This is a genomic window from Kitasatospora sp. NPDC089509, from assembly GCF_044749365.1.
GTDB lineage: Bacteria > Actinomycetota > Actinomycetes > Streptomycetales > Streptomycetaceae > Kitasatospora.
Genome location: NZ_JBIVHS010000013.1, coordinates 62,330 through 75,803, shown reverse-complemented (window position 1 = coordinate 75,803; position 13,474 = coordinate 62,330). Strand labels below are relative to the sequence as shown.

The following is a 13,474-nucleotide window of genomic DNA, read 5'->3' as shown; positions in this document are numbered from 1 at the left end:
CAGAACTGTAGAACATTCAGGTGAAGGTAAACAGCCCTGTTCAGGGGCGGATCTCGACCTCAGGACGGGTCGGCCACGGGGATCCTGGCGACGGCGGCGCGGAGGCGATCCGCCGCTACGCCACGGTCAGCAGCCCGCGCATGAAGTGGTGGTAGCCGCAGAGGTACGGGTACGTGCCCGGCTGGCTGGGGGCGATGAAGGAGGCGGTGCCACCGGGGGCGATGGGCCCGGTGTCGAAGGTGGTGGGGTCCTGGGCGGTGAGGGTGTGGGTCACGGTGCCGGTGTTGCGGACGGTGACCACCGCGCCCGGGTGGACGGTGAAGTCGGCCGGGTCGAAGGCGAAGTCGCGGATCGTCACGGTGCCGACGAAGGGAGTCGGGGAGGACGGCGTCGAGGCGACCGTCGGCGGGGCGGTGACGACGGAGGACTCGTCCGGGGCCGCCCCGACGTAGGCGCTGAGGCAGCCGGTCAGGAGGGCGCCGAGGAGCAGGAGGGCGGCGGCCCGGACGGTCGGGGTCATCAGCTGGCGGCGAGTCGCATCCGGCGGGAGTCCGCGGCGGCGGACGGGGTGGAGCCGATGTTGGAGACGGTGGCGATGACGACGGCGTCGACGTCGGGGAGCCAGTTGGAGGTCTTGGACTGGACCATGAACTGGCGCTGCTGCTGGTTGCCGTCGCAGTTGATGTCGGCCTCGGCGGTGCGGGCGGAGCCGAAGGCGGTCGAGGCGGCGTCCTCCGGGTTCTTCTGCTCGACCGAGACGGTCAGCGAGCGGGCCTCGTCGGCGGCCGAGCAGAGGTAGGTGGCGTCGACCAGGACCCGGCTGGGGATCTTGGGGTCGATCCTGGCCTCGCCGAGGGTGATCACCGTCCCGGACGGGTCTCCGTCGCGGGCGGGCACGGCCTGGGCGGCGGGGGCCAGGCCGACCAGGGCGGTGGTGAGGGCGGTCACGACGATCCAGCGCTGCACAGCGAACCTCCGGGGTGTGGGGCGTAGTGCGGCCGACGCTAGTCAAGGCTTCGAGGGCCCGCGCGCCGGATCGTCCGATCGTCGTACGACCGACCCCGCACCCACGCCGCCAAACGGGTAGCCCCCGGGACCCTCGTCGGCGCCGCCCCCGTCAGCGCCGACCCCGTCACCGCCGCCGCAGCCAGACCGCCCAGGTCAGCCCCGAGCACAGCAGGTACGCCACCAGGAACCCCAGGTACGCCGCGTCCCCGTTCCCGCTGGCCAGGAACGACTGCCGGAACGCCAGGTTCACCAGCACCCCGCCGAACGCCCCCACCGCCCCCGCCAGCCCGATCAGGGCCGCCGACCGCCGCCGGGAGTCGGCCTCGGCGGCCGCCGGGTCGGCCCCGGCCGCGACGGAGCGCCGGGCGAGGTCCTGGTAGTGCGCCGGGATCATCTTGTAGGTCGAACCGTTGCCGATCCCGCTGAGCACGAAGAGCGCGATGAACCCGCCGAGGAACAGCGGCAGCGAGCCCGCCCGGGAGGCCGCCAGCACGAGTGCCGTCCCGGCGCCCATGGCGGCGAAGGTCGCCAGCGTGACGCGCGCGCCGCCGTACCGGTCGGCCAGCCGTCCGCCGACCGGCCGCAGCAGCGAGCCGAACAGGGGCCCCAGGAAGGTGAGCGCGGCGGCCTTGACCGGGGTGTCGAAGCGCTCGTGGAACTGCACCTGGAGCACCTGCCCGAAGGCGAAGCCGAAGCCGATGAAGGAGCCGAAGGTGCCGATGTACAGGGTGGACACCGCCCAGCCGTACGGGTCGCGGGCCACCTCGCGCAGCGTCCGCCCCTCCCCGCCGGCGGACACCGGCAGGTTGTCCATCCGCCACCAGGCCCCCGCGGCCGCGAGCACGATCAGCGGCAGGTAGAGCAGCGGCAGCAGCCGGGGGTGGGCGGCGCCGGCGGTGGCCAGCACCAGCAGGCCGAGCAGTTGGACGGCGGGGACGCCCAGGTTGCCGCCGCCCGCGTTGACGCCCAGCGCCCAGCCCTTGAGCCGGTGCGGGTAGAAGGCGTTGATGTTGGCCATCGAGGAGGCGAAGTTGCCGCCGCCGACCCCGGCCACGCAGGCGACCGCCAGCAGGGTGCCGTAGGAGACGCCGGGCCGCAGCACCGCGGCCGCGAGCGCCGTCGGCACGAGCAGCAGCAGGGCGCTGATCACCGTCCAGGTGCGGCCGCCGAAGCGGGCGACGGCGAAGGTGTACGGCAGCCGCAGCAGGGCGCCGAGGGCGGTGGGCAGGGCGGTGAGGGTGAACTTGCCCGCGGTGTCGATGTGGTACTCGGGCCCGAGGAAGAGCACCAGCACCGACCACAGGCTCCACACCGAGAAGCCGATGTGCTCGGAGAGGACCGAGAGGACCAGGTTGCGCCGGGCGATCCGGGCGCCGCCGCGGGCCCACTGCTCCTCGTCCTCCGGGTCCCAACCGGCCAGCGGGGCGGGCGATCTGGTGTCGAGGACGGCCGTCATGCCACGATCCCCCCGTCCGCGTCGAGCGCACCGGCCGCATCGAACGCGCCCTCCCCCTCGAACGCGCCCTCCCCGTCGAGCGCCCGCACCGGCCAGCGCCGCAGCACCGCGGGGCTGCCGTCGGGGGCGGTGGACTCGTCCAGGCAGCGCCCGTCGGTGAGGTCGTACACCTGCTTGTACATCGGCGAGATGAGGGTCGGCCGGTCGCCGCGGCTGCCGAGCAGGCCGCGGGCGAGGACCGGGGCGCCGCTGAACGGGTCGAGGTTGTCGACGGCGTACAGCTCCCCGCCACGGCCGCGGAACAGGGCGACCTGGCCGGCCGCCTCGGGGAGCAGCACCGCGACGCCGCGGCCGGGTTGGAGGTCGGCGAGGGCGCAGACGGTCTGCCAGCGGGCGCCGTCGTGGATCTGTACGGTCACGGGGTGAGCACCTCCGGTCGGGCTCCGGCGATCAGCACCGGGGCGTTGAGGGTGAGGCCGGTCTCGCCGGGGCGGGCGGGGCGGATCTGGCCGCGTTCGGGGACGAAGGTCACGGCGGGGTCGGGGGTGCCGGGGGCGTTGACGAAGGAGGCGAAGCGCCGCATCCGGTCGGGGTCGGCGAGGGTCTCGGCCCATTCGTCCCGGTAGCCGCCGATGTGACGGTCCATCAGTTCGTCGAGCTCGGCGGCGATGCCGAGCGAGTCGTCCAGCACGACGGCCCGCAGGTGGTCGAGTCCGCCCTCCAGCCGCTCCAGCCAGACCGAGGTGCGCTCCAGCCGGTCGGCGGTGCGGATGTAGAACATCAGGTAGCGGTCGATGGTGCGGATCAGGGTGTCGCGGTCGAGGTCGGCGGCGAGCAGGTCGGCGTGCCGGGGGGTCATGCCGCCGTTGCCGCCGACGTAGAGGTTCCAGCCGGCCGAGGTGGCGATGATGCCGAAGTCCTTGCTCTGGGCCTCCGCGCACTCGCGGGCGCAGCCGGAGACGGCGGCCTTGAGCTTGTGCGGGGAGCGCAATCCCCGGTAGCGCAGCTCCAGTTCGATGGCGAGGGCGGTGGAGTCCTGGACGCCGAAGCGGCACCAGGTCTCGCCGACGCAGGACTTCACGGTGCGAAGCGACTTGCCGTAGGCGTGCCCGGACTCGAACCCGGCGTCGACCAGCTTGCGCCAGATGACCGGGAGTTGGTCGACGGTGGCGCCGAACATGTCGATCCGCTGACCGCCGGTGATCTTGGTGTAGAGGCCGTGGTCGCGGGCGATCTCACCGATCGTGATCAGGCCCTCGGGGGTGATCTCGCCGCCGGGCACCCGGGGGACGACCGAATAGGAGCCGTTGCGTTGGAGGTTGGCGAGGAAGTGGTCGTTGGAGTCCTGGAGGGCACCCTGCTCGCCGTCCAGGATGTGGCCGTTGCCGAGGCTGGCGAGGATGGAGGCGACGGTGGGCTTGCAGATCTCGCAGCCCTCGCCGCCGGTGCCGTGCCCGGCCAGCAGCGCGGAGAAGGTGGACAGGCCGGTCACCCGGACGATCTCGTACAACTCGGCGCGGCTGTGGGCGAAGTGCTCGCACAGGCCCTGGACGGTGGCGATCCCGGCGGCCGCCAACTCCTCGGTGACCACGGTGCCCAGCTGCTTGAGGCAGCTGCCGCAGCCGGTGCCGGCCCGGGTGCACTTCTTGACGGCGGCGACGCTGTCCGCGCCCTGGTCGTGGACGGCGGCCCGGACGGCGCCCTGGGTGACGTTGTGGCAGGAGCAGAGCACCGCCTCGTCGGGCAGCGCGACCGGCCCGGCGGCGGCGAACCCGCCTGGCAGCACCAGCTGTTCGGGCGCGACGGTGAGCGGCTTGCCGGCGACCGCGAGCGGGCGCAGGGTGCCGTAGCCCTCGGTGTCGCCGACCAGGACGCCGCCGAGCAGCGCGCCGTCGGCGCCGATCACCAGCTTGCGGTAGATGCCGCTGCGGCTGTCGCTGTACAGCACGTCGAGCGCGCCCTCGGCGCTGCCGTGCGGGTCGCCGAAGCTGGCGACGTCGACGCCGAGCAGCTTGAGCTTGGTGGAGGTGTCGGCGCCGGTGAAGCCCGCGACGTCCAGCCCCGCGACCGTGCGGGCCGCCGTCTCGGCCATCTGGTAGCCCGGCGCGACCAGCCCGTACACCCGGCCGTCGGCGGCCTGGGCGCACTCCCCGATCGCCAGCACCGCCGGGTCCTCGGTGCGGCAGCGGGCGTCGACCACGATGCCGCCGCGCGCGCCGACCGGCAGTCCGCAGTCCCGGGCGAGCTGGTCGCGGGCGCGCACCCCCGCGGAGAAGACCACCAGGTCGGCGGGCAGCTCCCGGCCGTCGGACAGGGCGAGGCCGCGCACCCGGCCGTCCGGGCCGGTGAGCACGCCGCTGGCGCCGGCGCCGGTGTGGACGGTGACGCCGAGCGCCTCGATCTTGCGGCGCAGCGCCGCGCCGCCGCCGTCGTCCACCTGGACGGCCATCAGCCGGGGCGCGAACTCGACCACGTGGGTGGCCAGGCCCCCGGCCCGCAGGGCGCCGGCCGCCTCCAGGCCGAGCAGCCCGCCGCCGACCACCACGCCGGTGCCCGCGGCGCCGGCCTCGGCCCGGATCGCGTCGACGTCCTCGACGGTGCGGTAGACGTGGCAGCCGGGCGCGTCCGTGCCGGGCACCGGCGGTACGAACGGCACCGAGCCGGTGGCCAACACCAGGACGTCGTACCGGACTTCGGAGCCGGAGCGGGTACGGACCAGCCGCGCCGCCCGGTCGATCGCGGTGACCGGGTCGCCGAGCCGCAGGTCGATGCCGTGCTCGGCCGGGAAGCCGGCCGGGCAGAGCGCCAGGTCGTCCGGTGTGCCGCCGGAGAACAGCGAGCTGAGGTGGACCCGGTCGTAGGCCGGGCGGGGCTCCTCGGCGAGCACGGTGACCCGCCAGCCGCGCGCGGCCGGCTGCTCGGTCCAGGCCTCCAGGAAGCGCTGGCCGACCATGCCGTGGCCGACCAGGACGAGGTCCCGCACATCGCGGTCGTCTGCGGTCATAGGGTGACTCCTAGCGTGAGCAGGTGCAGGGGGTGGCCGGCGAACGCGCCGCCGTCGGCGAAGGCGCCGGCCAGCGCGTCCACGGTGGCCAGGTCGCCGAGCAGGATGGCGCCGACCAGTCGGTCGCCGCGCAGGACGAGCTTCTTGTAGCTGCCGCGGGTGGCGTCGGTGAGCCGCAGCACGTCGAGGTCCGGGTCGAGGCCCTCGTCCACGGCGCCGAAGGCCGCGTACTCCAGGTCGCCGGTGCTGAGCCGGGCGCGCGGGCTGCTGCCGGGGTAGCGGGCGTCGGGCTCGGCGCCGGAGAGGTGGCGGGCCAGCACGTCGGCCTGCTCCCAGGCGGGGCCGGCCAGGCCGTGGACGGTGCCGCGGTGCTCGGCGCAGTCGCCGATGGCGAACACGTGCGGGGCGGCGGCCAGTCGGTCGTCCACCAGGACGCCGGTGCCGACCGGCAGGCCGGCGGCGTGGGCGAGCGCGGTGCGCGGGCGGGTGCCGCAGGCGAGCACCACCAGGTCGCAGTCCAGTCGGTAGCCGTTGGCCAGTTCCACCGCCTCGACCCGGCCCTCGGCGCCGCCGTGCACGGCCCGGGCCCGGTTGCCGGTGTAGCAGTCGACGCCGAGCCGCCGGAGCCGCTCGCGCAGCACGGCGGCCGCCGCCGAGTCCAGCTGACGTTCGATCAAATGTGGTGCCTGGTGCACGATTTCGACCCGCACGCCGAGCGCGGCCAGCGCCCGGGCGGCGCTCACCCCGAGCACCCCGCCGCCGATCACCACGGCCCGCTTCGCCCCGACCGCCTCCTCGGCGAGCCGGGCGCAGTCCTCCAGGGTGCGCAGCGTGTGCACGCCCTCGACCAGGCCGTACCCGTCGGGGCGGCGCAGTCCGCGGACGGGCGGGAGCACCGGGTTGGCGCCGGTGGCCAGCACCAGTTCGTCCCAGGGCTGTTCGCTTCCGTCGGCCAGCCGCAGGGTGCGCGCCGCCGGATCGAGGGCCACCACCTCGCAGCCGGGCCGGGCCGTCGCCCCGCCCAACGGCAGCGCGATCGACTCGGCGTCGTAGCGGCCGGTCAGCACCTCGGCGAGCAGCACCCGGTTGTACGGGGCGCGCGGCTCGGCGCCGTACACGGTGACGGTGCCGGGCCCGCCGAGCGCGGTGTAGCGCTCGGCGAACCGGGCGGCCGCCATGCCGCCGCCGACCACCGCGACCCTGGGGGCGGTCCCGGGGGTCATGTCCCCGCCTCCCGGTGTACGCGCTCCACCCGGACGGCGCAGAGCTTGAACTCCGGCATCCGGGAGACCGGGTCGAGGGCCGGATTGGTCAGGCTGTTGGCCCGGCCGGCGCCCGCCCAGTGGAAGGGCATGAACACGGTGTCCGGCCGGATGGCCTCGGTGATCCGGGCCGGGGCTACGGCCCGCCCGCGCCGGCTGGTGACGGCCAGCGGTTCGCCGTCCGCGACGCCGAGCCGCTGCGCCAGCCGCGGGTGCAGTTCGACGTACGGGCCGGGCGCGGCCGCGTTGAGCTCGGCGACCCGGCGGGTCTGCGCGCCGCTCTGGTACTGGGCGAGCACCCGACCGGTGGTCAGGTACAGCGGGTAGTCCTCGTCCGGCTCCTCGGCGGCCGGGCGGTGGGTGACCTCGGCGAACCGGGCCCGGCCGTCCGGGGTGGCGTAGCGGTCCAGGAACAGTCGGGGCGTCCCCGGGTGCCCCTCGGCCGGGCAGGGCCAGAACACCCCGTCCTCGGCGGCGATCCGGGCGTAGCTGATGCCCGCGTAGTCGGCGTCGCCGCCGGCCGAGGCGCGCCGCAGTTCCTCGAAGGCCTGCTCGGCCTCGGCCGGGAAGCCGTCCGGGACCCCCAGTCGGGCGGCCAGTTCGCGCAGCAGCCACAGTTCGCCGCGGACGCCGTCCGGCGGGTCGAGGGCGCGGCGGCGCAGGATCACCCGGCCCTCCAGGTTGGTGGTGGTGCCGTCCTCCTCGGCCCACTGGGTGACCGGCAGGACGACGTCGGCGAGCCGGGCGGTCTCCGAGAGCACCAGGTCGGCGACCACCAACAGGTCGAGTGCGCGCAGCCGTTCGGTGATCTGCCCGGCGTTCGGCGCGGAGACCGCCGGGTTGGATCCGGCCAGCAGCAGCGCCTTCACCCCGCCCGGGCGGCCGAGGCCGTCCAGCAGCTCGTACGCGGAGACGCCGGGGCCGGGCAGGCTCGCGGCCGGGACACCCCAGACGGCGGCGACGTGGGCGCGCGCCGCCGGGTCCTCGATCGAGCGGTAGCCGGGCAGTTGGTCGGCCTTCTGGCCGTGCTCGCGACCGCCCTGCCCGTTGCCCTGGCCGGTCAGGCAGCCGTAACCGCTGTACGGGCGGCCGGACTTGCCGGTGGCCAGGCACAGGTTGATCCAGGCGCCGACGGTGTCGGTGCCCTTGCTGTGCTGTTCGGCGCCGCGCGCGGTGAGCACCATGCCGGTGGCGGCCTCGCCGAACATCCTCGCTGCCATCCGTAGTTGGTGGACGGGCACGCCTGTGATCCGCTCCACCCGGTCCGGCCAGTGGGCCATCGCGGACTCGCGGGCCGCCGCGAAGCCGCTGGTCCGCTCGGCGATGAAGTCCTGGTCCAGCAGGCCGTCCGCGATCACCAGGTGGAGCAGGCCGAGGGCGAGCGCCAGGTCCCCGCCGGGGCGGGGCTGCAGGTGCAGGTCGGCCAGTTCGGCGGTGCGGGTGCGGCGCGGGTCGACAACGATCAACGTGCCGCCGTTCTCCCGCAGTTCGCGCAGGTACCGGACGGCCGGCGGCATCGTCTCGGCCGGGTTGCCGCCGACCAGGACCAGGCAGCCGGTGTGCGGGAGGTCGGCGAGCGGGAACGGCAGGCCGCGGTCCAGGCCGAAGGCCCGGCGGTGCGCGGCGGCGGCCGAGGACATGCAGAACCGGCCGTTGTAGTCGATGTTGGCGGTGCCCAGCACGACCCGCGCGAACTTGCCCAGCAGATAGGCCTTCTCGTTGGTGAGCCCGCCGCCGCCGAACACGCCCACCGCGTCCGGCCCGTGCTCGTCCCGTACCCGCGCCAGCCCGGCGGCCACCCGGTCCAGCGCCTCGGGCCAGCTCGCCGAGCGCAGCGGGCCGCCGGGCCGGTCGCGCAGCAGCGGGCCGGTCAGCCGGGCACCGCGGGCCAGCAGCGCGGGGGCTGTCCGGCCCTTGCCGCACAGCGCGCCCCGGTTCACCGGGAAGTCCGGGCGCTCCAGCACCTCGACCGGCGGCCCGGCGGGGGCGGACCCGGCCGGCCCGACGGGCGCCAGCCGCATCCCGCACTGCAGCGAGCAGTACGGGCAGTGCGTGTCGGTGGCGGCCGGGGTGGTCGGGGCGACCGGGGCGGCGGTTGGTGTCATGCCGAGAAAGGTCGCCGCCCGCTGTTTCGTGACCGGGTCGCCGGTGTTGCGGGTACGGTACGCCCTGCTCACACCGCCCGGGCGCCGGGGTGCGGGCCCGGACATCCGCCGTAACCGCAGCGGCGCTTTCGCTTACCGGCAGGTGACGGCCGGGCAATGCCGCCGTAACAAGCGGGACGGAGGCTGGCCCGCATGGCAGCGATCCCCACCCCGGCAGAACCGGCAGGCCCGGCCGGACAGCACGGACCGGCCGGACCGCCCGGCACGCTCGGACCGGCCGGACCGGTAGAACCGGCCGGACGACCAGGAGCACCCGCCGGCGCCGCGGGCCCGCTCACCGGCTTCACCGTCGGCGTCACCGCCGCCCGCCGCCGCGAGGAGCTGACCGCCCTGCTCACCCGCCGCGGCGCCCAGGTGGTCGAGGCGCCGGTGCTGCGCATCCTGCCGCTCGCCGACGACCTCGCCCTGCGCGAGGCCACCGACCGCTGCCTGGCCGCCCCGCTCGACTACGTGGTGGCCACCACCGGCGTCGGCTGGCGCGGCTGGATGAGCGCCGCCGAGGGCTGGGGCCGGGGCGCCGACCTCGCCGAGGCCTGCCGCGCCGCCGTGGTGCTCAGCCGGGGCCCCAAGGCCACCGGCGCGGTCCGGGCCAGCGGACTGGACGAGGGCTTCTCCCCCGACACCGAGGCCACCGACGAGCTGCTCACCTGGCTGCTCGCCCGCCCACTGGCCGGGCGCCGGATCGCCGTCCAGGAGCACGGGGTGCGCCTGGACGCCTTCGCGGCGGCGCTGCGCGAGCGCGGCGCCGAGGTGATCTCCGTCCCGGTCTACCGCTGGGCGCCCCCGGAGGACCCGGGCGCGGTGCGCCGGCTGCTCGACCAGACCGTCCGCCGCCAGGTGCACGCGCTCACCTTCACCAGCGCCCCCGCGATCACCGCCCTGCTCGCCGCCGCACGGGCCGAGGGGCGGTACGAGGCGCTGCTCGACGCACTGCGCGCCGATGTGCTGCCGGTGTGCGTCGGCACCCTGTGCGCCCGCCCGCTCACCGACCTCGGCCTGCCCGCCGTCCACCCCGAGCGCGGCCGGCTCGGCGCCCTGGTCCGGCTGCTGGTGGACACCCTCCCGGGCCGGGCCCGGCGCGAAGTCCGGCTCCCCGGCGGGGTGTTGACGCTGCAGGGGAACGCCGCCCTGGTCGACGGCGAGAGCCACCGGCTCAGCCCGCGCGGCGCCGCCGTGCTCCGCGCCCTCGCCGAACGGCCCGGCCGGGTGCTCAGCCGCGCCGACCTGCTGCGCGCCGCCTGGCCGGACGCGGCCGCCGACGAGCACGCGGTGGAGGCCGCCGTCGGCCGACTGCGGGCCGCGCTCGGCCCGCACGCCGCGCTCATCCGCACCGTCCCCAAGCGCGGCTACCGGTTGGCGGCGGGCTGATGCCGCCGGTCCTGCTCGCCGTGGCCCACGGCAGCCGCGATCCGGCGGCGGCGACCTCGATTCGCGCCCTGCTGCGGACGGTTCGCGCGCTGCGTCCCGAACTCACCGTCCGCTGCTGCTTCCTGGACCTGGCCCGCCCCACCCTCGCCGAGGCCCTCACCCGACTCGCGGACGCCCGACCGGTGTTGGTCCCGCTGCTGCTCGGCACCGGCTACCACCTGCGGGTCGACCTGCCCGCCGCCCTCGCCGACGCGGGCCTCCCCCGCACCCATCTCGCCCCGGCGCTCGGCCCCCACCCGCTGCTCGCCGAGGCCCTCGCCGACCGCCTCACCGAGGCCGGCGCGGCACCGGACGCCCCCGTGGTGCTGGCCGGGGCCGGCTCCTCCGACCCCACCGCGCTCGCCGACACCGCCCGTACGGCCGAGCTGCTCGCCGCCCGCCTCGGCCGCCCCGTCACCCCCGCGCACCTCTCCGCCGCCGCTCCCACCCCCCACCAGGCCGTGGCCGCCCTCCACGCCGCCGGCCACCCCCGGGTCGCCGTCGCCGGCTACCTGCTCTCCCCCGGCCACTTCGCCCGTCGCACCGCCACCACGGCGGCCACCTGGACCGGCGCCCCCCTCGCCCCCCACCCGGCCGTCGCCCGCCTCCTCCTCCACCGCTACGACCAGGCCCGCACGGTGACCGAACTGCGCACCGCCGCCTGACCGCCTGACGGCGACCGAGCAGGCCGGCAGGGGTGACCGGCAGGGGCGGCCGGCAGGGGCGGCCGGCAGGGGCGGCCGGCAGGGGTGACCGGCCACCCCGCGATAGGGTGTCGCCCCACGGCGAAGGGGGCAGGGCAGTGCTGCTGAAGCAGGGGGACACCGTCCTCGGCACGATCACCGTCGACGACCTGGACATGCCCTGGTGGCACGGCCACTTCCGGCCCACCCCGGCGTTCGAGCCGATCCGACCGTTCTTCGACGCCACCCGACGGGCCTTCAAAGCGGCGGACGACCGGGCGATAGGCGCCGCCCTCGGGGCGATCAAGTCCCTGGCCCTCGTGATCGAGCCCGAGGACGGGACCGAACCGATCACCGCGTTCCTGCTGCACATCGAGGGCGACCGGATGCGGCTGCGCTACTGACGGCCGCCCGGCCCGGCCCGCGAACGGCCCCGATGCGCCTCAGCCCGACGGCGGGGCGGTCAGCCCGACGGCGGGGCGGTCAGCTCGATCGCCCGGAGCGCGGCCGCCAGGGCGCGCTCGTCGCCCACGTCCAGGGCCGTGTCCGCCAGCTTGACGACGTGTTCGTCGCCGTGCGCCAGGGCCCGTTCGAACACCTCCTCGGGGGTGACCGGTCCGGGCGGGGCGTACGGGACGGGTGCGTCCGGCGCGTACATCGCGGTCACCGCGGCGGCCGCCGTCCAGGCCGCGCGCAGGCTCGCCGGCCACAGGGCGGGCGGGAGCGCGGGCAGCGCGCGCAGCACCGCATTGGGGGCGGTGGCCGCGTGCACCAGCATGGTCTCCTCGCCGTGCCCGTGGGTGGCGTAGCGGTGGGTGGCCGCCCGTACCAGGTCGGCGAGGCGGTCGCGCGCCTCGCCCGGTTCGGTCACCCCGGCCGCCCACACCGGCAGCGCCGTGACCCGGTCGAGCCGGGCGGGGAAGCCGCCGTCCCGCTCGGCGATCGGCGCCACCGCGTCGAGGGCGGCGGCCGCGCCGACGGCCGTCGGCCGAAGGACCGGAACCGTGACCGGCCGGTGGCGCGCCGCCCAGTAGCCCAGGCCGTGGGCGAGTTCGGCCGACCGGGGCCCGGTCTCCGCGCCGGCCAGCAGGGTGCGCACGGCGTGGCCGACCCGGATCACCGGGTGGGTGGAGCCCCCGTACAGCCCGGGCAGCAGCCGGGGCCACCACTGCGCGAGCACCTCACGCCAGGGGTGTTCGGCGAGTTGACGCTCGAAGTGGTCGATCCAGTCGGCGGCCCGGGCCGGATCTCCCAGCGCGGCACGCCAGTTGGCGGCCGTGACCGGCTCGACCCGGGACGGGAAGTCCTCCAGCTTCCGCGCGTACCGGTCGAGCCACCGGTGCACGGCGGGCGCCTGCCCGTGCGCGGCGAGCGCCTCGACGGCCATCGGCGCGTGGTTGCTCAGCCGGCCCAGCCGCTCGGGCCCCGTGCGGTGCAGGCGTTCCAGCGCCTCGTCCAGAATCCCCGTGGTGTCCATGGCCACGACGCTAGGCGGGCCGACGCGACGGCGTAACGGGCCACAGACGTAGGCCTTCGGACGCCCTCGGAGTCAGCCCCGGGCGAGTTCGCCGAGGAAGCCCAGCAGCCGTTCGTTGACCAGCTCCGGCTGCTCCAGGTTCAGTCCGTGCCCGGCCCGTTCGACGATCTCCGCCCGCACGCCGGGGATCAGCGCGGTGACCCGCTCCAGCACCCGGCGCGGCCGCAGCAGCGCGCTGCGCCGGCCGACCAGCATCAGCACGGGCAGCCCGATCGCGCCCAACTCCGCGTCCGTGAACGGCCGGGCGGGCGGGCGGCCGCCCGGCTTGTAGCTGCGCATGGCGAGCATCAGCGGGGCGATCATCTCGCGCGGCGCGCTGAGCGCGGGGTTGGCCAGCAGCCGGCCGACCGCCGGGCGCAGCGGTCGCGGGGCGAGCATGCCGAACAGTCCGCCGATCATGTGGACGTAGAACCGGGCGGGCACCTTCTCGATCCCGCCCGGGTCCAGCGAGGTGACGGAGGCGAGCCGCTCGGGCCCGTGGACGGCCTGGTTGAGCGCCAGCCAGCCGCCGTACGAGACCCCCACCAGGTGCACCCGGTCCAGTTCGAGCCCGGCCAGCACCTCCCCCAGCCATGCGGCGTTCTCGGCGGACCCGGCCGCGACGGCGCGCTGCACGCTGCGGCCCGGGTCGTCGAGGGTGTCGATCGCGTACACCGGGTGGTGCGCACCCAACGCGGCGATCTGCGGGTACCAGTTGGACGGGTGCCCGGCGTGGCCGTGCAGCAGCACGATCGGTTCGCCCTCGGTCGGCCCGTAGTGGTGGACGTGGACGGTGCCGTACCCGGTCTCGATGTCGAACTCCCGGCGCGGGGAAGGCCAGAGCTCCATCGCCCGGTCGTACGCGTCGAGGAACGTCGTGCGGGCCTTCTCGCTGGTGAAGTGTCCGACGCTGGTCCTGGTCATGATCCCTCCCGGTTTGGTGGTATGGTTGTACCACAAAAACATCCGGAAG

General features: G+C 75.8%; 12 protein-coding genes. 3 read left to right on the top strand and 9 right to left on the bottom strand.

All coding sequences use genetic code 11. The features are described from left to right. Positions 1-115: 115 nt before the first annotated feature. The 7 genes from ACIP4P_RS25480 to ACIP4P_RS25450 all read right to left on the bottom strand — a co-directional run bounded on the left by ACIP4P_RS25480 (position 116) and on the right by ACIP4P_RS25450 (position 8,835). Positions 116-520: a cupredoxin domain-containing protein gene (locus ACIP4P_RS25480; protein WP_400922075.1), complete on the bottom strand. Its 405-nt coding sequence runs from the start codon at positions 518-520 to the stop codon at positions 116-118. Then, the gene (locus tag ACIP4P_RS25475) at positions 520-966 is read right to left on the bottom strand and encodes a hypothetical protein (RefSeq protein ID WP_350513975.1); all 447 of its coding nucleotides are present in this window, start codon (positions 964-966) and stop codon (positions 520-522) included. Before ACIP4P_RS25475 ends, ACIP4P_RS25480 begins: the two co-directional genes overlap by 1 nt. Positions 967-1,132: 166 nt before the next feature. Continuing rightward, the gene (locus tag ACIP4P_RS25470) at positions 1,133-2,464 is read right to left on the bottom strand and encodes a nitrate/nitrite transporter (protein WP_400922073.1); all 1,332 of its coding nucleotides are present in this window, start codon (positions 2,462-2,464) and stop codon (positions 1,133-1,135) included. After that, positions 2,461-2,883: a nitrite reductase small subunit NirD gene (gene nirD, locus ACIP4P_RS25465; RefSeq protein ID WP_400922071.1), complete on the bottom strand. Its 423-nt coding sequence runs from the start codon at positions 2,881-2,883 to the stop codon at positions 2,461-2,463. The genes ACIP4P_RS25470 and nirD overlap by 4 nt, the downstream gene beginning before the upstream one ends. Further along, the gene (gene nirB, locus ACIP4P_RS25460; protein ID WP_400922069.1) at positions 2,880-5,468 is read right to left on the bottom strand and encodes a nitrite reductase large subunit NirB; all 2,589 of its coding nucleotides are present in this window, start codon (positions 5,466-5,468) and stop codon (positions 2,880-2,882) included. The genes nirD and nirB overlap by 4 nt, the downstream gene beginning before the upstream one ends. Beyond that, on the bottom strand, positions 5,465-6,691 hold the full coding sequence (locus tag ACIP4P_RS25455) for an NAD(P)/FAD-dependent oxidoreductase (protein ID WP_400922068.1): 1,227 nt from the start codon (positions 6,689-6,691) through the stop codon (positions 5,465-5,467). The genes nirB and ACIP4P_RS25455 overlap by 4 nt, the downstream gene beginning before the upstream one ends. Continuing rightward, on the bottom strand, positions 6,688-8,835 hold the full coding sequence (locus tag ACIP4P_RS25450) for a molybdopterin oxidoreductase family protein (protein WP_400922067.1): 2,148 nt from the start codon (positions 8,833-8,835) through the stop codon (positions 6,688-6,690). Before ACIP4P_RS25450 ends, ACIP4P_RS25455 begins: the two co-directional genes overlap by 4 nt. 192 nt (positions 8,836-9,027) lie before the next feature. On the opposite strand from ACIP4P_RS25450, the gene ACIP4P_RS25445 reads away from it, so the two are divergent. The 3 genes from ACIP4P_RS25445 to ACIP4P_RS25435 all read left to right on the top strand — a co-directional run bounded on the left by ACIP4P_RS25445 (position 9,028) and on the right by ACIP4P_RS25435 (position 11,389). Next, the gene (locus ACIP4P_RS25445; protein WP_400922065.1) at positions 9,028-10,263 is read left to right on the top strand and encodes a uroporphyrinogen-III synthase; all 1,236 of its coding nucleotides are present in this window, start codon (positions 9,028-9,030) and stop codon (positions 10,261-10,263) included. Further along, positions 10,263-10,967 (top strand): sirohydrochlorin chelatase, encoded by a 705-nt coding sequence (locus ACIP4P_RS25440; protein WP_400922063.1) that lies wholly within the window; start codon positions 10,263-10,265, stop codon positions 10,965-10,967. Before ACIP4P_RS25445 ends, ACIP4P_RS25440 begins: the two co-directional genes overlap by 1 nt. A 137-nt stretch (positions 10,968-11,104) precedes the next feature. Beyond that, a complete protein-coding gene (locus tag ACIP4P_RS25435) occupies positions 11,105-11,389 on the top strand; it encodes a hypothetical protein (RefSeq protein WP_400922060.1) in 285 nt (94 codons plus the stop codon). Between the two features lie 59 nt (positions 11,390-11,448). Here the strand turns inward: ACIP4P_RS25435 and ACIP4P_RS25430 are convergent, their stop codons facing one another. Continuing rightward, positions 11,449-12,462, bottom strand: a complete 1,014-nt coding sequence (locus tag ACIP4P_RS25430) for a questin oxidase family protein (RefSeq protein WP_400922058.1) — start codon at positions 12,460-12,462, stop codon at positions 11,449-11,451. A 72-nt stretch (positions 12,463-12,534) separates the two neighbouring features. Then, positions 12,535-13,425: an alpha/beta fold hydrolase gene (locus ACIP4P_RS25425; protein ID WP_400922056.1), complete on the bottom strand. Its 891-nt coding sequence runs from the start codon at positions 13,423-13,425 to the stop codon at positions 12,535-12,537. Positions 13,426-13,474 lie beyond the last annotated feature (49 nt).

Bases quoted from the DNA above. Each gene is read 5' to 3' on its own strand.
- ACIP4P_RS25430 (WP_400922058.1), bottom strand. From the start codon at position 12,462: ATGGACACCACGGGGATTCTGGACGAGGCGCTGGAACGCCTGCACCGC.
- ACIP4P_RS25425 (WP_400922056.1), bottom strand. From the start codon at position 13,425: ATGACCAGGACCAGCGTCGGACACTTCACCAGCGAGAAGGCCCGCACG.
- ACIP4P_RS25445 (WP_400922065.1), top strand. From the start codon at position 9,028: ATGGCAGCGATCCCCACCCCGGCAGAACCGGCAGGCCCGGCCGGACAG.
- ACIP4P_RS25470 (WP_400922073.1), bottom strand. From the start codon at position 2,464: ATGACGGCCGTCCTCGACACCAGATCGCCCGCCCCGCTGGCCGGTTGG.
- nirB (WP_400922069.1), bottom strand. From the start codon at position 5,468: ATGACCGCAGACGACCGCGATGTGCGGGACCTCGTCCTGGTCGGCCAC.
- ACIP4P_RS25480 (WP_400922075.1), bottom strand. From the start codon at position 520: ATGACCCCGACCGTCCGGGCCGCCGCCCTCCTGCTCCTCGGCGCCCTC.
- ACIP4P_RS25455 (WP_400922068.1), bottom strand. From the start codon at position 6,691: ATGACCCCCGGGACCGCCCCCAGGGTCGCGGTGGTCGGCGGCGGCATG.
- ACIP4P_RS25450 (WP_400922067.1), bottom strand. From the start codon at position 8,835: ATGACACCAACCGCCGCCCCGGTCGCCCCGACCACCCCGGCCGCCACC.
- ACIP4P_RS25440 (WP_400922063.1), top strand. From the start codon at position 10,263: ATGCCGCCGGTCCTGCTCGCCGTGGCCCACGGCAGCCGCGATCCGGCG.